Annotated in this window: 17 protein-coding genes; 7 read left to right on the top strand and 10 right to left on the bottom strand. The window is 61.6% G+C overall.

What is annotated here, in order from left to right; all coding sequences use genetic code 11:
* The first annotated feature begins 72 nt into the window (after window positions 1-72).
* From ACUIAD_RS07925 to ACUIAD_RS07895, 7 genes are all read left to right on the top strand, one after another.
* Complete coding sequence (locus ACUIAD_RS07925) at window positions 73-777, top strand: HAD family hydrolase (protein ID WP_110452382.1); 705 nt, start codon at window positions 73-75, stop codon at window positions 775-777.
* Between the two features lie 45 nt (window positions 778-822).
* The gene (gene fmt, locus ACUIAD_RS07920) at window positions 823-1,797 is read left to right on the top strand and encodes a methionyl-tRNA formyltransferase (RefSeq protein ID WP_445343254.1); all 975 of its coding nucleotides are present in this window, start codon (window positions 823-825) and stop codon (window positions 1,795-1,797) included.
* A gap of 67 nt (window positions 1,798-1,864) precedes the next feature.
* Window positions 1,865-3,451 (top strand): proteasome ATPase, encoded by a 1,587-nt coding sequence (gene arc, locus ACUIAD_RS07915; protein WP_445343253.1) that lies wholly within the window; start codon window positions 1,865-1,867, stop codon window positions 3,449-3,451.
* Window positions 3,448-4,953, top strand: a complete 1,506-nt coding sequence (gene dop, locus ACUIAD_RS07910) for a depupylase/deamidase Dop (RefSeq protein ID WP_445343252.1) — start codon at window positions 3,448-3,450, stop codon at window positions 4,951-4,953. The genes arc and dop overlap by 4 nt, the downstream gene beginning before the upstream one ends.
* Before the next feature lie 93 nt (window positions 4,954-5,046).
* Window positions 5,047-5,883, top strand: coding sequence for an inositol monophosphatase family protein (locus tag ACUIAD_RS07905; RefSeq protein ID WP_110452378.1), 837 nt, complete (start codon window positions 5,047-5,049; stop codon window positions 5,881-5,883).
* Between the two features lie 54 nt (window positions 5,884-5,937).
* Window positions 5,938-6,111 (top strand): ubiquitin-like protein Pup, encoded by a 174-nt coding sequence (locus ACUIAD_RS07900; RefSeq protein WP_445343829.1) that lies wholly within the window; start codon window positions 5,938-5,940, stop codon window positions 6,109-6,111.
* A 3-nt stretch (window positions 6,112-6,114) separates the two neighbouring features.
* Window positions 6,115-7,542, top strand: a complete 1,428-nt coding sequence (locus ACUIAD_RS07895) for a proteasome accessory factor PafA2 family protein (RefSeq protein ID WP_445343251.1) — start codon at window positions 6,115-6,117, stop codon at window positions 7,540-7,542.
* Window positions 7,543-7,641: 99 nt separating this feature from the next.
* Here the strand turns inward: ACUIAD_RS07895 and ACUIAD_RS07890 are convergent, their stop codons facing one another.
* From ACUIAD_RS07890 to ACUIAD_RS07845, 10 genes are all read right to left on the bottom strand, one after another.
* Window positions 7,642-7,929 (bottom strand): HU family DNA-binding protein, encoded by a 288-nt coding sequence (locus ACUIAD_RS07890; protein ID WP_110452375.1) that lies wholly within the window; start codon window positions 7,927-7,929, stop codon window positions 7,642-7,644.
* Between the two features lie 168 nt (window positions 7,930-8,097).
* Window positions 8,098-10,569: a lysylphosphatidylglycerol synthase transmembrane domain-containing protein gene (locus tag ACUIAD_RS07885; protein ID WP_445343250.1), complete on the bottom strand. Its 2,472-nt coding sequence runs from the start codon at window positions 10,567-10,569 to the stop codon at window positions 8,098-8,100.
* 2 nt (window positions 10,570-10,571) lie between these two features.
* Window positions 10,572-12,017, bottom strand: coding sequence for an adenylosuccinate lyase (gene purB / locus ACUIAD_RS07880; protein ID WP_445343249.1), 1,446 nt, complete (start codon window positions 12,015-12,017; stop codon window positions 10,572-10,574).
* A 72-nt stretch (window positions 12,018-12,089) separates the two neighbouring features.
* A complete protein-coding gene (locus ACUIAD_RS07875; protein WP_146208614.1) occupies window positions 12,090-13,517 on the bottom strand; it encodes a PGAP1-like alpha/beta domain-containing protein in 1,428 nt (475 codons plus the stop codon).
* 523 nt (window positions 13,518-14,040) lie between these two features.
* On the bottom strand, window positions 14,041-14,592 hold the full coding sequence (locus ACUIAD_RS07870; protein ID WP_110452370.1) for a DUF6466 family protein: 552 nt from the start codon (window positions 14,590-14,592) through the stop codon (window positions 14,041-14,043).
* Window positions 14,589-15,617 (bottom strand): vWA domain-containing protein, encoded by a 1,029-nt coding sequence (locus ACUIAD_RS07865; RefSeq protein ID WP_110452369.1) that lies wholly within the window; start codon window positions 15,615-15,617, stop codon window positions 14,589-14,591. The genes ACUIAD_RS07870 and ACUIAD_RS07865 overlap by 4 nt, the downstream gene beginning before the upstream one ends.
* Entirely contained in the window at window positions 15,614-16,690 is a 1,077-nt protein-coding gene (locus ACUIAD_RS07860; protein ID WP_110452368.1) for a vWA domain-containing protein, read from the bottom strand. Before ACUIAD_RS07860 ends, ACUIAD_RS07865 begins: the two co-directional genes overlap by 4 nt.
* Window positions 16,687-17,220, bottom strand: a complete 534-nt coding sequence (locus ACUIAD_RS07855) for a hypothetical protein (protein WP_110452367.1) — start codon at window positions 17,218-17,220, stop codon at window positions 16,687-16,689. Before ACUIAD_RS07855 ends, ACUIAD_RS07860 begins: the two co-directional genes overlap by 4 nt.
* Window positions 17,217-18,149 carry a DUF58 domain-containing protein gene (locus ACUIAD_RS07850; protein ID WP_110452366.1) on the bottom strand — a complete coding sequence of 311 codons (933 nt, stop codon included), beginning with the start codon at window positions 18,147-18,149 and terminating at the stop codon, window positions 17,217-17,219. Before ACUIAD_RS07850 ends, ACUIAD_RS07855 begins: the two co-directional genes overlap by 4 nt.
* The gene (locus tag ACUIAD_RS07845) at window positions 18,146-19,201 is read right to left on the bottom strand and encodes an AAA family ATPase (protein WP_110452549.1); all 1,056 of its coding nucleotides are present in this window, start codon (window positions 19,199-19,201) and stop codon (window positions 18,146-18,148) included. The genes ACUIAD_RS07850 and ACUIAD_RS07845 overlap by 4 nt, the downstream gene beginning before the upstream one ends.
* Window positions 19,202-19,235: the final 34 nt, after the last annotated feature.

Here is a 19,235-nt window from a genome sequence, read left to right as displayed (position 1 = left end):
GTCTATGCGACGTGATTTCATGAGGGCGTAGGCAGAGGCGTTTATGAACGGATTCAGGAAGGGCGGAGAGGCATGAAGGGATGGCCGGGCGAGATCCGGATTGAGGCAGATGTGATCCAGGCTGAACAGGAAGCGACTCAGGCTCAGGGTCAGCCCATTGAACAGGTTATCTTCGACTTCGGCAACGTCCTGATCGGCTGGAGGCCCGAGATGGCCATGGTGGCCCGATACGGGCGCAGGAGCATCGAGGCCATGCTGGATGACAGCCGGTCCGGCTTCTACCGGGCCAACAACATGATGGACGGCGGAGCCACCTGCGCCCAGGCTCGTGACTGGGTAGCCGACAACTGCGGATCCCCATGGGATGACATGTTCGCCTATTATTGCGACCACTTTGTCGATTCGCTGACCGGCCCTGTTCCCGGTGCCCGCATGCTGGTGGAGGATCTCAAAGCGGCTGGCCTGGGCGTCTGGGGATTAACCAACTGGGGATCCGAACTCTTCCATTACGCTTGGGATGGCGACTCTTTTTTGCATAGGCTGGATGGAGTGGTGGTCTCAGGCCCTATCCATATGCGTAAGCCCGACCCGGCCATCTACCGGTACGCCTTGGATCGGTTCGGAATCCAGGCTGACAGGACCCTCTTCGTGGATGACAAGGGTATGAATGTAGTCGGTGCGAACAAGGCAGGCATCCGCAGTCTGCGATTCAGCGATCCCTACGGGCTGCGCACTGCTCTGATTGAAGCAGAGGTGAATATTCCTCAGGTGCAGTGAAAGTGCAGCGGCCCAAAGCCGTCAGATGAAAAGGAGATTGCCGATATGGTCATGACATTGCTGTTTGCGGGCACACCCCAGGTTGCCTTGCCATCTCTGAGATTGCTGGCGGCCGATCACGAGCATTTCCGGGTTGCTGCCGTGCTCACCAGACCCGACGCGCCTCAGGGGCGTGGAAGGCATCTGCAGCCCAGCCCAGTCAAGACTGAGGCCCTGAAGCTGGGGATCCCCGTTCTTGAGGACAACCCCTCCGACCCGGATTTTCCGGCGCGGCTGCAGGATACTGGTGCCCGCTGTGCTGCCGTGGTGGCTTACGGGCGGATCCTGCGCCAGTCGGTCCTGGATGCCTTGGAAGGCGGATGGTACAACTTGCACTTCTCTTTACTGCCGCAGTGGCGGGGGGCAGCTCCGGTCCAGCGGGCCATATGGGCTGGGGATACCATCACTGGTGCCACGGTTTTCCGCCTGACGGCTGGGATGGATGAAGGCCCCATCCTGGCTCAGTCCACAGTGGAAATCGGTCCGCACGAGACCGCGGGCGAGCTGCTGGATCGGTTGGCCGAGGATGGATCCCACCTGCTGGCTGCCAGCCTGGAGGCCCTTTCGGAAGGCCGGATTCAACCCAAGGAGCAGACGCATGGCGCCTACCAGGTAGCCGCTAAAATCACCCATGAGGATGCTCGCATGCGTTTCGATGTACCCGTCTTCGCCTTGGATCGGCAGGTCCGGGCCTGCAGCCCGGAACCGGGAGCCTGGTGCCTGTTCCAGCGGGGCGATGATCTTCAGGACAGACAGACAGGACTGAGCGTGCTCATGGCGGCACCCGCTCGAGGGGACGAATCCGATCTTCCGGAGCATCTTGAGCCAGGCCGGTTGGCTATGGGTCGTCGTCACCTCTGGGTTGGCACCAAGACCCTGCCTTTGGAGCTTCAGATGGTCAAGGCTGCCGGCAAGCGCGCCATGAAGGCCACGGACTGGGCTCGTGGAGCTCGTTTGGAGGATGGGGCCCGCTGCAGTTGAGCCCCTTCGCCCGGCAAACCGCTCTGTCCGGGCTGTGATTCCAGGGGATGGACAAAGGAGGGAAGCCATGCAGTCCGATGATGCCGATTATGCTGACGATGAGCAAGCCAGCGGCACTGAACCAGCCAATGACCTAGGTCAGGCCGAGGACCGGCGCAGCCGTGCTTTGGCTGCGGCGCTGACCAGAGCTGCTAAAGAGCTGTCCAAGGCCAAGAGTCAGTTGGCCCAGTTGGCTCAACCGCCCTTGACGCTCGCTCTCGCTCTGGGCGTGGATTCTGTCGCCTATGACAGTCAGGGTGTGCAGCAGGCCCGCCTGCTGATTCTGAACGGCTCCAGGCGGATGGTGGTGCCCTTGGCGCCCGATATCCAAGCTGAACGGATCAGGGCTGGACAGGAGGTTCTGCTCAACGCCGATATGGTAGTGGTGCGCGTAGGCGATCAGCCGGTGACCGGGCAGGTCCGCATGCTTCGGCAGACCTTGGAATCCGGTGCTCTGCTGGTGGAGGATCCTTCCGGGCAGACCCGCGTCGCTGCACGAGCAGGATCTCTGCAGAACCAGCCGATCGAAGCGGGCAGCGCCTTGCTTATGGACGAAAGCTGCTCTTTGGCCCTCGCCGTTCTGTCTGAGTCTGATCAGGCCGACATGTTGCTGGAGGAGACTCCTGACGTGGATTTCTCGAATATTGGCGGCTTGGACAGGCAGATCGAGCGTATCCGCGATGCAGTCCAGCTGCCCTTCCAGCATGCCGGTCTGATGCGTCGTTATGGGCTCCAGGCCCCCAAGGGTGTTCTGCTCTATGGGCCGCCTGGCAATGGCAAGACCATGATCGCCAAGGCCCTGGCCCGCGCCCTGGCTCAGGAGAGCGACGGTCACGGGGTCTTCCTGTCGGTCAAGGGCCCAGAAGTGCTCAACAAGTTCGTGGGCGAGTCAGAACGTCTGATCCGCCGTCTGTTCGCACGCGCCCGCGGTCTGGCAGGCCAGGGTGGACCGGTGGTGGTTTTCATCGACGAGATGGATGCCCTGCTCCGCACTCGCGGATCGGGCATCTCGTCGGATGTGGAAACGACAATCGTCCCCCAGTTTCTGACAGAGCTGGACGGTGTTGAGTCCCTGGACCAGGTCATGGTCATCGGCGCCTCCAACCGCATTGACATGATTGACCCGGCGGTTCTGCGCCCAGGGAGGCTGGATGTCAAGATCCGCATCGACCGGCCCGACAGGACCAGGTCGGCAGCCATCCTGGGCAAATATTTGGGCTCAGATATGCCCATGGAGGATGGTGCCGGGCCGGAGGATCTGATCCAGGTGCTGGTCGACGGGCTTTTTACCCGGGATAATGACCACCTGCTGGGCAGGATCATGGATGTCTCAGGCCGCTGGCAGCCTCTCTACCTGGAGTCTGTGGTCTCGGGTGCTATGCTGCATAACCTCGTTGATCGGGTCAAGACCATGGCGGTCAAGGCCTCAATCGAACAGGGTCGACAGGTGGGGCTTGACCGTGAGCTCTGCATGAGAGCGGTCAGTGGGCAATATCAGGACACTCTGGAGGAGCTTTGCGGCCAGGACCCGGATCGTTGGGCCGATCTGGCTGGACTACGCCCGGGGCAGGTTCAGGAGGTTCGCCCAGTCGACGGGTCCGAGGGCCAGTCATGAGTACAGGGCGGGTCATGGGCACCGAGACGGAGTATGCCATTGACGACCCCAAGGATCCAGGCGCTGATCCACGTACGCTGGCTCTGCGTCTGGTGAGGGCTGCCGCTGAGCCGGACTTGGCTCACATCCGTTGGGACTATGGGAGTGAGGATCCGGTCAATGACGCCAGGGGAGGTCGGCTGCCACGTTCCGCTGCCGCTCCGAGCATGCTCACTGATGCGCCCGAGGCCCGGCTGATCGATGTGGCAGCTCCCAATGGCGCGCGGATTTATGTGGATCATGCCCATCCTGAGTATGCCTCGGCGGAAACGGTGAATGCCTTCGATGCGCTGGTCCAGGACCGCGCGGGCGATCGGATGATGGCTGAGGCCGCTGGCAGGGCCGGAGGCCTGGCCCTCTACAAGAACAATGTAGACGGCAAAGGTGCGGCCTGGGGATCCCATGAGAACTATCTTATGGACAGGGCAGTGCCCTTCGCCAGGGTAGCGGCCCTGATGACCATTCACTTCGTCACCCGGCAGATCTACACCGGCTCGGGAAGAGTGGGTCTAGGACCCAGGAGCGAAGAGGCCGGCTTTCAGCTTAGCCAGCGCGCCGACTATCTGACCAGCCGCATTGGACTGCAAACCACCTTCGGGCGGCCGATCATCAATACCAGGGATGAGTCACATGCAGGTCCGGGCAGCCGCCGTCTTCATGTGATTGTGGGCGATGCCAATCGGCTGGACGCGCCCTTGGTCCTCAAGTTGGGGACCACTGATCTGCTGCTGGGACTCCTGGAGTCCGAGGGCGATTCGACCGGTCAGGTCGATGAACTGCTGGATCGCTGGACGCTGGATGATCCGGTATCGGCCCTGCACACGGTTTCGCGAGATGCCACCCTGACAAAGCCGCTGGCCTTGGCAAACGGAGGATGTGCCGATGCGCTGACCATCCAGAAGGCATTGCTGGATGCGGTCCGCCAGGCCAGACGGGATATCAACCGGCCCGAACTTACTGACAACCGGGTTCTAAACCTCTGGAAGCAGGTGCTCGAGGATCTGGCTGCAGTGCGTTCGGGCGACGATGATGCCCGTCTGGCCATGCAGGATCAGGCAGGCAGATTGGAATGGCTGCTCAAATGGCAGCTCTTGGAGCGACTGCGCCGTCGCCGAGTCATACCGGATTGGTCGGATCCTCGGCTGGCGGCTCTGGATCTGGCTTGGGCGCGGGTGGTTCCCGGCCGTGATTTGCCTTGGCGACTCAGAGGATCCGTTTTGCGGCTGGCCAATCCCGACCAGGTCGTCAGGGCCATGGACCGAGGGCCGGAGCAGACCCGAGCCTGGTGCCGTTCCCTGCTGCTCCACCGTTGCCCTACTGAGGTCAGAGCCGTCTCCTGGAGTAGGGTCATTCTTGAGGAGCAGGGGCCGGATGAGGAGCGTAGGACCAGGATTGTGGATCTGTCTGATCCGCTGGGGCACACACGGGCCTCCATCCGGGACGACTGCGACATATACTGCTGATAGCGCATGGAATAGTTCGATACTCGACCTGACGACCACCGGTGGGCCACGGTCGATAATGCCTAGACCGCCCGTTTGAAAGAGAAGAGAAGTATGGAATTGCGCGAGTTGGCCATGCAGGCCGCCACCATCGCTGTGGAGGCCGGCCGTCATGCCCTCCAGGACCAGATCAACCCTCACGATCCACGCTCCACCTTGGCCATCGGCCAGGGCACTCAGTTCACGCCGGATATCGATACACGTCTGATCCGTTACTGCCGGACCAAGATCGCTGCCCTGGACCCTATGGATGGCTTCTGGGAGGAAGAGGCCGGCAACCGCTGTCCAGGCGGCCGCTATTGGTGCCTGGGCCATATCGACGGCCCGGTCAACTATGTGCGCAACATGGCCGAATGGACGCTGACGATCTCCCTGTTCGCCGTGGATGAGAAGGATCACGCTTCACCGGTCCTGGGCATCGTCCATGCGCCGGTGCTGGGCCTGACCTATCTGGCCGCCAAGGGGGAGGGCGCCATCAGAATCCGACGTACCATCGTGGGCGACAAACGTGAGAAGATCATTCCCTCCACTATGACCTCCCTGAATGGATCAGTAGTCAGCTTCGGCATGTCCTACTTCCCCAACGAGTCCGAAAAGGTTCTGCAGATCGTTTCGCGCATGGCCGGCAAGCCTGCCGACATCAAGCGCGTCGGCCCGGTTTCGCTGGATTTGTGCCGGGTGGCGGACGGCAGTTATGATGCCTACTTCGAACCGGCTCTGCATTCCTGGGACATCCCTGCAGTCTCTGCGGCGGCTGTCGTGGTCCGTGAGGCCAAGGGCACCCTCTGGCGCTGGGACGGCGGGCATGTGCGCTGGGAGGGCAGGAACGACGTGGTGGCCACCAACGGGCTCATTGCGGAGGATCTGAACGCTTATCTCATCGGGCGCTGATCCGCGCCGGGAAGGAGAACGACCATGGCTGAGGCATCTCAGCAAGGACGGCGCATGACCGTCGGGCAGCAACAGGAGAAGGAAGAGGATCTGCCACAGACCGGTGCACGTGAACAGGACCAGGCAGCTGAGTCTGATCTCGATGCTGTCCTGGATGACATCGAGACCACTCTTGAGACCAACGCCAAGGAGTATGTGCAAGGCTTCGTTCAGAAGGGCGGCCAGTGATTCATGGGGGGCGGGCAGGGGACAGGCTCAGACTTTCACAGGATATTCGGCATCGAGACCGAGTATGGGCTGAGCCTGACCGGTGTCAGCGGCCCTTATGCTGCCGGCAGGGTGGCCATGGCCATGTTTCGTCCGCTGATTGATAGGCGCGGGTCCACCAATGTCTATCTGTCCAACGGCGCCCGACTCTACTTGGACGTGGGCTCTCACCCGGAGTATGCCACTGCAGAGGCCCGTGATCCGCTGACGGCGCTGACGCAGGTGCTGGCCGGTGAGCGGATGATGACCGGCCTTGCAAGGCGCGCTCAGATGCGCCTTGCGGAGGATCTGGGCAGGCCTGTGAGGGTTCATGTCTTTGCCAACAACGTGGATGCCCAAGGTCATGCCTTCGGCTGCCATGAGAACTACCTGCTGGACCGTCGAGTCCCCTTGGACATGATTAAAGCCTGTCTGGTCCCTTTTCTGGTCACCCGACAGCTGATCACCGGAGCGGGTCGCCTGAGCCCCGATGGGTTCCAGCTCAGCCAGCGGGCCGACTTCCTGGATGAGGCGGTCTCCTCGGCCACCACCCGTGCCCGTCCCATGGTCAACACCCGTGACGAGCCTCTGGCTGATCCCGAACGATGGCGGCGTCTGCATGTGATCGTAGGGGATACCAACCGGTCGCCGCTGGCCACTTGGTTCAAGATGGCTAGCACCCACTTGGTTTTGAACCTGATCGAGCAAGCATGTCGCCAAGGCCGACAGCCTGACCTGGCCGACTGGGCCCTAGCTGATCCACGTGCGGCTGTACGAGCCGTCAGCCGTGACCGGACCGGGCGCGTCACTCTGGAGCTGCAGGCTTCCACAAAGACCGGCGGCATCAGCGCTCTGAGTCTGCAAGAGGCCTATTGGTCGGCCTGCAAGACCTTGTTGGATCAGCAGGAGGATACGGGAATCGGTCGGCCCCAGGCCCTGCGTGTTCTTCAACTTTGGAGGACTGCCTTGGATGCGTTGGACGCAGGGCGTTGGCAGGATTTGGCTGACTGGGTGGACTGGGCAGCCAAGCTGCGGCTGCTCCAGGGCTTGAGTCGACGAGGCGCCGGACGGGCTCTGGCCGATGCCCTGGACCTGGACTATCACGATCTCAGCGCGGGACGAGCCTACGCCGGTCTGGTCAGGCATGGGCTCATGCAATCGCCGGTCAACGACTCCGAGGTGAGGCGCGCCATGGACCGACCTCCAGAGGATACCCGGGCCCGTCTGCGTGGCGACTTCGTCCGTGCCGCAGATCAGGGAACACGCTCATGGTCATGCGACTGGAGCCACTTGGTCCTGGGCGGTTCACGTCGAGTTGAGGTGAACCTGCCTGATCCCCTCGACTATCTGGGCCCACCCCGGTACCGCTCACTGATGGATTTCCTGAAAGATGGCACAGAGCCGCGTAAATAGGGTCCGGTCTGCAGCGGCGGGCAATCGTCGGATCTACTGGAAAAGGAAGGGCCTCGGCATCCGTGAATGGATGACGAGGCCCTTGCGAAGAGGCTTGCTTCACTTCTTGTTGGCAACGGCCTTCTTCAGGAGCGAACCTGCAGAGATGCGCACGCCATAGCTGGCCGGAATCTTGATGGTCTCACCGGTGCGAGGGTTGCGGCCTGTGCGGGCGGCACGCTTAACGCGCTCGGCCGAGAACAGACCGGTCAGCTTCAGACCCTCGCCGGACTTCATGGCCTCGACGAAGACATCCTGAAAGGCGTTGACGGCAGCCTCCGCCTGAGCCTTGGTCAGGTTGGACTTCTGCGCGATCTTCGACACGAGATCAGACTTGTTGTATGCCATAGAATATCCTTCTTTCGGGGGCCTCCCACTGCTTGATTGGGGAAAGCCCAACGGTCAATGACCGATATTAGCGCAGGTTAGGCCCAAATACCGCATTTTCCGGGGGTTTCCGACATTTCGTCATGTGATTTTTGAGCTCCTTGGGATAGAGACTGCCCGAGGGGCCCTTCAAATGCGATTGTGGCTGCTCAGCCAGCGCATGGCCAAGGCTCCCAGAGGGATGCGCAGCCAGTAGGTGGCTACTCGGAAGACCAGAGTGGCCGAGATGGCCACGCCCGATGGAACGCCAGCCAGGCGGAAGGCAGAGAAGAGCACCGCTTCTATGGCACCCAGGCCGCCTGGTGTGGGGACAGCTGAGCCTAGCGTGTTGGCCAGGAGGAAGACGAAGGTGGTCTCGAAAACGTTGGTCCGGCAGCCGAAGGCCATCAGGGCGGCCCAGAAACTCATGCCTAGGGCGGCTGACTGCAGCACGGCTCCAAGGACGGCCACCACTAGCTGCCTGGGCTGAGTCAGAATCTCCACAAGGTGGCGGGCGTAGGAGGTTACGATAGGCATCAGCCGCTCCATGACCAACCGTCTCGTGTAAGGCACGGCCATGATCAGGGCTGCGATGATGGCCACCGTCCCGATGACGATGACCAGGGTGTTGGTGGGGATCATCCCGGAAAGGGTGTTGCGCCCGGTAAACAGCCCGATGACGATCAGCAGGCAGAAGGTGGTCGCAAACTGCACGGCCACCACTGCGCTCATGATGGCCGTGGCCATGGTGTTGTCATAACCGTCCCGTCGCAGGAACTGCAGATTGACGAATGCTGGCCCCACGCCGGCGGGCATGGAGACCGAGGTGAACGAGGAGGCGACCTGGGACAGGAAGATACCCTTGAAGTCGCGCCTGGCCGGGTCGATGAAGACTCCTAGGGTGATGGCGCAGCCCACCCAGGACAGTGACCCCAGCAGGAAAGAGAGTCCAGCCATCCAAGGGTTGGCATTGCGGACTGCACTGATGACCTGCGGCAGGTTGAACTGGGTGATGATGACGGCAACAGCGACTACCAACAGGGCCAGGGCTACGAAGCTGCGCAGACTGAAGCGCGAGAGGGTTACCTGGCCGGTCTCAGCCACCGACTCAGGTGGAGCCAAGGTCTGCAGATGTTTGCGCAGGTCAGTAAGAAGCTGTCGATCCCAGCCGGGCAGGGCCTGAGTCTGCGCAGGAATGGCCACCAGCTGGCAGAATGGCGACAGTCCCGCCAGTGTCTTGCCCCCCCAGGAGGCACGGGCGGCTGTGATGGCTTGATCCACGCCGATCATCGTGGCTATCAGGGCGAGAAGCTGGATCCGGTCCAGGGCGATGTTGGCCTGGGAGCTGGCGCTGTCGCCATTCTCCCAGCCGGCGATGACCACGGAGCCTGACTGGTCCATGGCTAGGGTTTCTGGTCGGATGCGGCGGTGGGTAAAGCCGCGCTCGTTGGCCCGGCGAAGGTAATCCATCAGCTGCTTGGCTCTGTCCGTGTCCAGGCTTCCGGGTTCCAGGGGCCTAAGATGGACGTCATCCTCCAAAACCAGAATTGAGGATTCGGCACTCTCTGCCAGGCCATAGGGGTGAAGGGCAGTCAGTCCCAGATCCCGTAACTCAGTGAGCATGGCCATGTGGTGTTGCATAGAGTTTCTGACCGACCGGTCCCGGCGCATGGAGACTCCGGACAGCTTGATCCACTGCCAGAGCTGCATCAGATAGCCTATGGTGTGCAGCTGGCCGTCCATGACCGACACCGTGTAAGTTCGGCCGTTTCTGTCACGAGCCTTGTAGATGCGGGAGGCCTCGATAAGGTCGTCGTCAAGGGCTGGCAGAGGCTGTCCATCAGCGTCCAGATTGAGATCCTGACGTTCCAGGCTCGCGGCGTGGATGCCGATTGAGGCTATGGCTTGCACCACTGCCTGCCCCCAGGCGCCCTGGTTCTGTGTGCCAGCCACGTATCGAACCACCATGCCCATGATCCGTCCCAGGATCAGCGAGACTAGGACTCCGCTGGCCGAATTGGAGGATATGGCTACCATGATGACGGCCACTATGTATAGAGCGTTCCATCCCCATTTGACCGAGCTACGCAGACGACGGGGTCCTGCAGCGCTTAGGAAGGCTGCCAGTCCAGCATAGAAGTCAGGCAGCAGGACGGGCGAACCTATGGCGTTCTGAGAACTGAATGCGGCGATCAGGGTCGGGTTGCCCGCCTTCAGAATCAGGTTCGAGGTCAGCAGGACCAGCCCAAACCCTAGGAACATGGCCAGGGGGGCAGTGATGGCCTGGATCCACTCCCTATTGATCAGCAGGTGGACAAGCACGGCCAGAACCACGGTCACGGTCACTGCCTGTTGAAGGAAGGCGGTGGGTACGTCCATGAGCCAATCCATGGCATTGCCGGCCTGGCGCATGTCCGATTCGACCCCTGCGGCTATGCCTTTCAGATAGACCGCCGCCAGGGTGACTAGAATCCCCAGGATCAGAGCTGCCAAGGCTCGGAGCAGATCCTCGGCATCATGGACCCGCCGGGGCGGGGTATCACGGATGACGACCTGGTCTGCCTGCACAGAGTCGGCGGGATCGGTGTCCTCGGAGGAGATGGTCGACTGGGACGGGGTCATGGTCAGTCGCGATCGAAGTCCACCAGGGTTCCGGCTGTGCCGGTATAGGTTGCCGGCGTCAGGGCCTTGAGCCGACTGGTCGTGTCCTGGTCCAGATCCAGGCCATCGATGAAGTGCTCGACATCCTCCCGACCGATCCTCTTGCCCCGCATCAGCTCCTTGACCTGCTCATATGGGTGATCCATGCCTGAGCGTCCGGCCAGTCCAGCGGCCCTCATGGCCGTCTGTATGGGCTCTCCCAGAACCTCCCAGTTGCCATCCAGCTCGTGGGCCATCAGTGCCTTGTCCGGGTGGATGGTCTGCAGGCCACCGTCCAGGTTGTCAAGAGCCAGCAGACTATAGCCCAGGGCCGAACCGATATTGCGTTGAGTGGTGGAATCGGTCAAGTCCCGCTGCCAGCGGGTTTCGGTCAGAGTGGTGGCCAGGGTGTCCAGCAGAGCTCCTGAGATTTCCAGATTGGCTTCGGCGTTCTCGAAGCGTATGGGGTTGACCTTGTGGGGCATGGTGCTGGATCCTGTTGCGCCTTTGACAGGTTCCTGGGCGAAGACGCCACGGGAGATGTACATCCAGACATCCACGGCCAGGTTGTGCAGGATTCGGCCCAGGTGGGCGATGTTGCCGAAGAGCTCGGCCTGCCAGTCGTGGGACTCGATCTGGGTGGTCAGCGGGTTCCAGACCAGGCCCATCCGCTCCACGATGAAGGTCCGTGTCAGATCGATCCAATCCACTTGCGGCAGGGCGGCCATATGGGCGCCAAGCGTTCCAGTGGCACCATTCATCTTGCCCATGTAGTCCTGACTGCGGATTCTGTCCAGCTGCCGATGCAGCCGGTGGACGTAGACCGCCATCTCCTTGCCCAGGGTGGTGGGCGTGGCCGGCTGGCCGTGGGTCAGGGCGAGCATGGGCAAATCCCGGTATTGTTCCGCCATAGCCGCCAGATGATCCTCAATCCGGTCGGCCTTGGGGAGCCAGACCTGTTCGACCCCGCCTCGGATGCAGCGGGCATAGGCCAGGTTGTTGATATCCTCGCTGGTGCAGGCGAAGTGGACCAGGGGCGCCAGCCTAGGGAGTTGGGCCTTGGGGCCAAGAGCTGTGGCCGCAGCCTCAAGACGGCGGTCGATGTAGTATTCCACGGCTTTGACGTCGTGGTGGGTCTGGGCTTCGATACCCGCCAGTTCGTCGATGCCATCGGCATCGAAATCCTCAGGGATGGCTCGCAGGTAGGCCTGTTCCGTCTCAGTCAGAGGATCTACGCCCGGCAGAACCGGGTGCTGGCCATTTCCCTGGTAGCCATTGGCCAGCATGATCATCCATTCGACCTCGACCCGTATGCGCTCGCGGTTCAAGGCGGGTTCGCTCAGATAGTCCACCAGTCCTGCGGTCTGTTTGCGATAACGTCCGTCTAGGGGATTGAGGGGGATGACTGGGATAATTCGGCTCAGGTTCATGCCTCCAGCCTAGACGACCGGGCCAACCATCAGGAACCGGCATGGGCGCTTCCGGCGGAGCGCGTGTCCAGCTCATCGTCGCAGCCTGCCGCGGTAGTAGCGGGTCTCTTGCAGATTGCCCCGGATGGCATGGGCGAAATGGTCGTCCTGACGACGTACTGCTGGTGAGTTCTGGTCTCGGGCATCGTTCCAGGCTGCATGCTGGTAGGCCATGCCATGGGTCGATTCCTTGCCGGGGCCGGTAGTGGTCACTGTCCGGCCAGTCTGACTGCCTCCTGGAGGGGGAGGTCCGCCTGCTCTTCCTCTGATGGTCAGTTGATTGGGTCGGGAGGGGTTGTCGGCTCCATCAAGGCTGGAGACCAGCTCCTCACGCATCTCAACGCTGGTGACCCAGGTGTCTGAACCTATCTGGCGGTGGGCGATGGGCGATCCGACAGTCACGATGTGATCGAAGCGGTAGCGGTCCGAAAGATCCGTGGCCATGGTGGCGGCCACGATGCCGCCCTGGGAATGGCCCACCAGGCTGACCGGGTCGTCTGGCCGCACCCCTGCATCCCTCATGGCCTGGTCCACTAGACGCAGAGAGGCCGCCCTGTCGCGCACTGAAGCCCTGTCGCTCATGAGCTGGATGTTCTGGGCCCAGCCGATAGGGGAGTCCAGATGGGAGCTGGTGCCTGGTATGTATACCAGCCAGCGATCCTTGCCGTCGGCTTCCTGATAGCGTTGTACGGCGACGGTTGCATAGGGAATGCCATCACGACAGGAACCTAAGGTCTCCAGATTGCTCAGAGCGCTGGAAATGTCATGAGCCTCGCCCAAGCCCTTGCCCTGTGGCTGAACAGGATCCATTGCTATTTGGTCACCCTGAAAATGATCAAGTATCAAGGGCACCAGCAGGCCCGGGCCTGTGACCAATCCTCCTATGGGATCATGGTGGTCCGAGGACAGGCCGGAAGCCACGGCTGTCAGCAGGGGTTGATGGATGCCAGCTGTAGTCTCCAGAAATTCCTGGAATTGCGAGGCATCCAAGTGGCCGGTCAGTTTGGCTGCTCCCAGTCCTATTCCAGCGGTTCCCAGCATGAGCGGGGCAATAGGCTGACAGACCGTAAAGGCCTTGGACATCAGGGAGCCGATCAGCCTTTCCATGAATGATTCAGCCTGTGAATACAGCCCGTAGGCCTTGGTCAACCGGTCGGCCACAGACTGAAGCCGGGTGCGCAGGTCTTCGCAGGCCTGTGCCTGGTCGTTGCAGAAGGTCGCCATCAGAACCAGAGGCAGATGGGCGTGACCCGGCTGCGGCGTGGCAGCCTGGGTGCAGGGGAGGGCCGGTAGTCCTGGCATGGTTCTGCGAATGGCCTGATTAGTAAGAATCCATTGGGACTGCATGGTGGCCAGGGCACTCCCTGCCTGGTTGAGCCGGTCCGCCATACCGGTCAGGTGCTCCAGCTCGGTGCGTGTATAGCCGTTGGCATCGGGGGCGGCGGTGATCGTCCGCCTCAAGGCCGACACTCTTGATCGATCAGGTTCAGTGTGCGTCCTGCCTGGATACGCTGATCCTGACAGAAGGCATCCATGGCCCGTATCTGGGTTCTATAGGTCTCAGAGGCCCGCCCTTGCCAGTCGACCCTCAAAGCCTGATCGGCTAATTCGCTCAGGTGGACCAGAGTTGTTCGTGACTGTTGCGCCATGTCGGACAGCATGGCTCGGCATCGGGCTGCTCGCGCATGGCAGGGGCAGGCTTGGGCTGTGTCTGGATCGGCAAGGTAGGACGGCTGAGCAAGGAAGGGACCCAGGGTGGGTGGTGACGAGGATGACCTATACATGTGTCAACTTCATCATGGCAGCCATCTTGCAACGATTCCCATGGAACTATGTGGTCGAATGATGTCCGCTCCAACTGGATGGGGATAAATTCACCATTAAGCCCGTAAGCGTGATAGCCGGGAGTCTTCGTCTGCCTAGGACGAATCCATGGGAAAAAGACACGGTGAAAAACTCATGCGAAAGGCTAATGCGCGGCCGGTCACCAGGGTTTGACGTTCTTCTTCTGCCCTATGTTGTCGTTCCCCGTTTCTGTCGGCGTGGGAGAGGCGGATGGTTCACTCTGTTGCTGGTTGCGCCTAAGCAAATCCTCCACCTCGGCCTCCTGCTGCTTGGTCAGCCCTGAGGAGGAACCCTTGCCGGACCCGTTCTGTCCATTCTGGCCCTGTTTGGCCTTCTGCTTCTTGAGCAGGCGCTCTGTGCGGCTGGTCAGTGCAGCATTGGCAGCGCGGTTGGCCTGGGCAGCTTGCCTGGTCTGTGGCAGAATCAGGGGTCCTGGTCGTTCGACCTGGGCGAAAAGCCGTTCGGCCTGCTCCTGCAGGGCTTTGATGGATGCCGGATCGGCCTGTGGGTTTTGAGCCTGCCGGACGTTGGTGCTCAGCATGCGCGTAGCCTCGTTATAGGTGGCGATGGCTTTGACGTTGATCAGGCCCCAGGTTCCGACCAGGGCTGCGATCAAAGCCAAGCCAGCCAGAATCAGGCGCGTCCGCAGGCCGTGTCCGCTTCTTGCGCCTTGCCTGGGCTTTCTACTCATAGCAGTCTCCTCGAAGTGCGAATCCAGAGCCCTGCCTCGGTCAGGATCAGGAGCAGCTCTACCAGTGCCAGCGGCCAGACCAGCGGGGTGACATGTAGGCGGACCTGGTCGACCGTGGTCATCCGGTAGCGTTTGGAGGCCGCAGCCGTAGCGCCCTCGCGCACGGTGGCCCCCTTGGCCAGGGCCTGGTAGTGGCCGCTCATCTCGTCGGCCATGGCCTTGAGGGTTTTCGCATCCATGGCAGAGATGCCCGGCTGGCCGGTCCTGGGGTCCGTCACCCAACCGTTAGCGTCACTGCCGCCGACATCGGAGCTCAGGGGCACCATGCCGCCTTTGGCTGAGCCGGTTCCCAGTATGAAGGCTTCGTCCAGCCCTTCCCTGAGGACGCTGAAGGATCGCCGCTCATCAGGCCCGGTTTGTTCGCCATCGCTGATCAGGTAGAGCAGGATTCGATCGTCAGGATGCCGGTCCTTGGTCTGTTTCAAGATCAGGCTCAGACGATTCAGCGGAGCATCTAGACTGGAGCCGGAAGATCGGGATGTGGGTTCTGTGGTCAGCCCCCTGGCCCAATTGTCCACAGCCCGCACATCGGGGGTCAGGGGCAGATCGACGCTGGCCGATGCGCCGAAGCTAATGGCGGAGAAGGAGGCATCCGGGTAGATGCTTGTCAGATCGTGGACGGCTGCCCGGGCTGCCTCCAGCCGGCTCATCCCTTCGTGATCGCCATATCCAGCATCCTTGACTGCCATGGATCCGGTCACGTCGACCGCAATGAAAACATCAGTGGCGTTTACTGCTTTATTGGTGGTTTTGCTGATCGTGCTGGGGGTCAGGACCATGAGGGCCAGGATCAGGACCATGGCGGTGCGCCGAGCCAAGGCCCAGCGATCAGCGTCCGTATCCTCGCGCTTGCGCAGTCCATGGATGACCAGCGCAGTGGCCAGGAGCAGCAGCAGGCCTGCCAGGAGGCCGCCGGCCATCCATCCCAAGGCAGGCTCGAAGGTCAGGGACTTGAGTATGTTCATCGCTTCAGCCTCCAGGCCAGGAGCAGATAACCCGACAGCGCCAGGGCCAGGGCCAGGGTCCACCAGCCGGGTGCATCCACCAGGCTGGACTGCTCCTGCTGGCGGGGTTCGGCTCCGTGTCGATACTCAATTTGGCGGACAAGCGCGTTGATGGAGTTCCCGTCTTGCCGTCGCAGGAAGACGCCGCCATGGGCCTCGATCAGCTGCTGCATCTGCTTAGTGCTCTCATCCTCGGTGCCCTGCTCAGGACCCGAATAAAGCCCATCCACCGCAATTCCGGCAGCAGCGGCAAGTTTGAGCGCTTCACCCAAGGTATATGTGGGTTTGCCGGAGACCACGTTATCGGTGGCCAGGACCAGCGAGCTCGATCGTTGGTTGATCCTTGTCGATCCGCTCTGGTCCTTGGGAGCGAATTGCGGCAAGAGCGCAGCGCAGCCCACCAGCCCGTCGCCGATCAAGGAAGTGGTGTCCCGGCGATTCTGCGTGCCTTCCAGCCAATCGCTGATGTCCTGATACTGCCGTCCGCTCATGGCGTCGATGCGGTCCTGAGACTGAACTCCGTCCAGGATCCGCCGCGCCTTGCTCAATTCGGCGGTGATCATGTCATAGTCGTCGGTTAGAGGGAAGACGGTGCGCGAGGTGGAGTTGAAGATGCTGAGAGCCATTCGTTCGCCCCGGAAGTTGCGGACCAGATCAAGGTAGGAGGCGATCACCTGCCGGTCGTAGGGCAGGGTGGAGCCGGACACATCCAGGCATAGGACGATATCGCGGTTATGACCTCGCTCCAATGTCCGATCTACCCGGGCCGGCCTTGCAGCAAGGCTCAGAGCCATCAGCAGGGCTAGACAGAGGAGGATTGCTGCGATGCGGTTCAACCCTCGCCAGCGTCGCAGGGCTTCGTGGCCATCCTCGGTATCCAAGTCGCTTTTCAAGGTCCAGACGCGGGCTCCCGTTTCCTGATTCGGCTTACGCCGATGCGCCATATGGCAAACCAGTAGGCCGAATACCAGGGACAGGACCAAAGCCAGAACCGGAAGCCAAGGCCACCTCCAGAACAGATTGCCTATGCTCATCGCGGCCACCGTTCAATGAGATCCCGTACCCAGTCGGCTGCCTGATTCACCGTGGCGTCGGTTCCTGCGCTGTCACGGGGAAGAGCGAATTCAGGGGGATAAAGGGCATCTATGGTCTGCCGAAGCAGGTCAAGGCCCTGACGGGTGCCCGGCGTGCGGGGCTGGGCCTTGATTTCAGCCAGAGTCTTGGCCTTCATGTCGCTGTTCCAGGAACGGGAGGCGAATCCACGAGCTATAGCGGCCAGCGCCGTCATGGCCTGGTCGCGGTTCATGCGGCCGTTGTCATACTGGTCCATCACTTGATCGATCCGCTGACGCCATGCATTGCGGGAGTCGAAGTTCGCCTGGACCGTATGCTCCCTCTGCTGATGACGGAACTTAGGCAGGACAAGGGCAGCCGTAGCCAGAGACAAGGTCGCTATGATGGCGATCGCCGTCAGTGTCAGCAGCCAGGCGGGCTGGGTCATAGCGGGCATGACCTTGGGTCGGCCATGATCAGACGCAAGATGAATCAGGACGACATCGCTCATGCCGCCATCACCGTCCGTTGTTCGGGGATGCCCGGTCGACCGGCTGAAAGCAGGCGGATGAACCTGTTGAACATGGCTGTGCTGGAGTCGGCCCGGATCAGTGAGGCCCCGATCCGGGATAGTTCCCTCTCAAATGCCTCGATCTGATAGCGCCTGTGCAGGTCCACGGCCTGCGTCCCATTCGCAGTGCGTAGGAAGGCCGGGATTTTCCGTGCGGTTGGGGCATCAGTTACTGAGCCCGTTGCGGGCTGCTGGCGCAGGGGATTCATGGTCTCCACTCCGATGAGATTCAAGGGGTGGGTGGTGGCCAACCGGCGGATGGTCGGCATCAGGTCAACGTTCAATGCTGACTGGTCAGTGGCGATGACCAGCATGGCTTGACGGTCCTGGATGCCGGCGGCATAGCCCAATAGGGCTTCAAGGTTGCGTGGCTGATCCAGCGGCGATTCCAGAGCTCGGTCCAGGGTCTGTTCGAATCGGGCAAAGCCGCCTTGGCAGGGTATGCGGCGAATAGCGGATGAATCGACCAGGACCAGGTCGACCTCATCGCTGCGGCGCAGGCAGAGGGATGCGAACATGCACAGGGCATTGGCGGCTACCTGAATGGCCTGTTCCCCATCCGGGCATGTTCCCGACATTTCGCGGCCGACATCCAGCAGCAGCCAGACCTTGCTGGTGACCAGGCGTTCGCGCTCCACCACCATGGGCCGACCCACCCGTGCGCTGGCATGCCAGTCGATCATGCGGGTTTCGTCTCCGAACTCATAGGCGCGTATGTCGGCACGCTCATCTCCGCCGCCGCGACGGCCAGAGGAGTGCTCGCCCTCCAACAGGCCCAAGGCCCTGCGTACCGTGGGAAGCCGGAGGCTGGTGTCCAAGGACTCGATCCGTCTGCGGACCGGGTCGCGATACGGGCGTCGACGGATCATGGAACTGGCACCATGTCGACGATCTGGTCGATGATATCGTCGCTGCTGATGCCGTCGGCCTGAGCCTCGAAGGTCATGAGGATCCGGTGGCGAAGCACCGAATGGGCCCAGTCTTTCAGGTCCTCGGGAATGACGTAATCCCTGCCTGTCAGCAGGGCTCTGGCCTGGCCGATGCGCACTAGGGCGATGGAGGCGCGCGGACTGGCTCCCAGCCTCACCTGCTCGGCTAGCCCTTGGATGGGCCGTGATCCTGCCCCCCGGCTGGTGGCTGCCAGATCGACTGCATATCGCATGATTGGCTGTGCTACGTGGACCTGCCGGGCCTTCTGCCTTAGAAAGTCCGCATCAGCGATGGTCAGGGCATCCCCATCGTCCTTTTCGGGCATGTCGGTGCCGCGGATGGTAAGCATCTGTAGCATTCGGGTCTCTTGGTCGGCATCAGGATAAGTCATGACTGCCTTGAGCATGAATCGGTCCATCTGGGCCTCAGGCAGATTGTAGGTGCCCTCCTCTTCGATGGGGTTCTGTGTGGCGATCACCATGAAAGGCCTAGGCAGGGCTATGCGCTCGCCGCCGATGGTGGTTGCGCCTTCGGCCATGGCCTCCAGCATGGCCGACTGGGTCTTGGCGTTGGAGCGGTTGATCTCGTCCAGCAGAACGAAGTTGGCGTGAATAGGGCCCAGCTGCGTGGAGAAGCGCTGTGTGGAGAAGTCGTATATTTGGGTGCCCACCAGATCCGAGGGCATCAGGTCGGGTGTGCACTGGATCCGCTTGAAGCTGCCAGATACCGAGGTGGCCAGGGTCTGGGCGGCAGTGGTCTTGGCCAGGCCGGGTACGGATTCGATCAGGATGTGTCCGGAGGCCACCAACGTCAGTATCAGGGCTTCGCGCAGGTTCTCCTGACCTACCAGAGTTCTTGAAAAGCGGGTCCGGATCCGGTCGGCCAACTGACGGCAACGTTGCAGGTCATCCTGATTGATTGGCGGAACCTGCCGGTCCCTGCCGAGCTGAACAGATGGAGGCTGACTGGGTTGAGGTGGGAATAATGCCATAGCAGACATGGTAACGGCATTTCCTGACGACTCA

This window comes from Bifidobacterium sp. ESL0819 (genome assembly GCF_052606245.1).
The sequence above is the reverse complement of the archived record's forward strand: the minus strand, read 5'-3'. Positions and strand labels throughout refer to the sequence as shown.

Coding starts and splice junctions, on each gene's coding strand:
- fmt (WP_445343254.1), top strand. CDS start 823: ATGGTCATGACATTGCTGTTTGCGGGCACACCCCAGGTTGCCTTGCCA.
- purB (WP_445343249.1), bottom strand. CDS start 12,017: ATGAACCTGAGCCGAATTATCCCAGTCATCCCCCTCAATCCCCTAGAC.
- ACUIAD_RS07850 (WP_110452366.1), bottom strand. CDS start 18,149: ATGATCCGTCGACGCCCGTATCGCGACCCGGTCCGCAGACGGATCGAG.
- ACUIAD_RS07895 (WP_445343251.1), top strand. CDS start 6,115: ATGGGGGGCGGGCAGGGGACAGGCTCAGACTTTCACAGGATATTCGGC.
- ACUIAD_RS07900 (WP_445343829.1), top strand. CDS start 5,938: ATGACCGTCGGGCAGCAACAGGAGAAGGAAGAGGATCTGCCACAGACC.
- ACUIAD_RS07865 (WP_110452369.1), bottom strand. CDS start 15,617: ATGAACATACTCAAGTCCCTGACCTTCGAGCCTGCCTTGGGATGGATG.
- ACUIAD_RS07855 (WP_110452367.1), bottom strand. CDS start 17,220: ATGAGCGATGTCGTCCTGATTCATCTTGCGTCTGATCATGGCCGACCC.
- ACUIAD_RS07845 (WP_110452549.1), bottom strand. CDS start 19,201: ATGGCATTATTCCCACCTCAACCCAGTCAGCCTCCATCTGTTCAGCTC.
- dop (WP_445343252.1), top strand. CDS start 3,448: ATGAGTACAGGGCGGGTCATGGGCACCGAGACGGAGTATGCCATTGAC.
- ACUIAD_RS07925 (WP_110452382.1), top strand. CDS start 73: ATGAAGGGATGGCCGGGCGAGATCCGGATTGAGGCAGATGTGATCCAG.
- arc (WP_445343253.1), top strand. CDS start 1,865: ATGCAGTCCGATGATGCCGATTATGCTGACGATGAGCAAGCCAGCGGC.
- ACUIAD_RS07890 (WP_110452375.1), bottom strand. CDS start 7,929: ATGGCATACAACAAGTCTGATCTCGTGTCGAAGATCGCGCAGAAGTCC.
- ACUIAD_RS07860 (WP_110452368.1), bottom strand. CDS start 16,690: ATGAGCATAGGCAATCTGTTCTGGAGGTGGCCTTGGCTTCCGGTTCTG.
- ACUIAD_RS07885 (WP_445343250.1), bottom strand. CDS start 10,569: ATGACCCCGTCCCAGTCGACCATCTCCTCCGAGGACACCGATCCCGCC.
- ACUIAD_RS07870 (WP_110452370.1), bottom strand. CDS start 14,592: ATGAGTAGAAAGCCCAGGCAAGGCGCAAGAAGCGGACACGGCCTGCGG.
- ACUIAD_RS07905 (WP_110452378.1), top strand. CDS start 5,047: ATGGAATTGCGCGAGTTGGCCATGCAGGCCGCCACCATCGCTGTGGAG.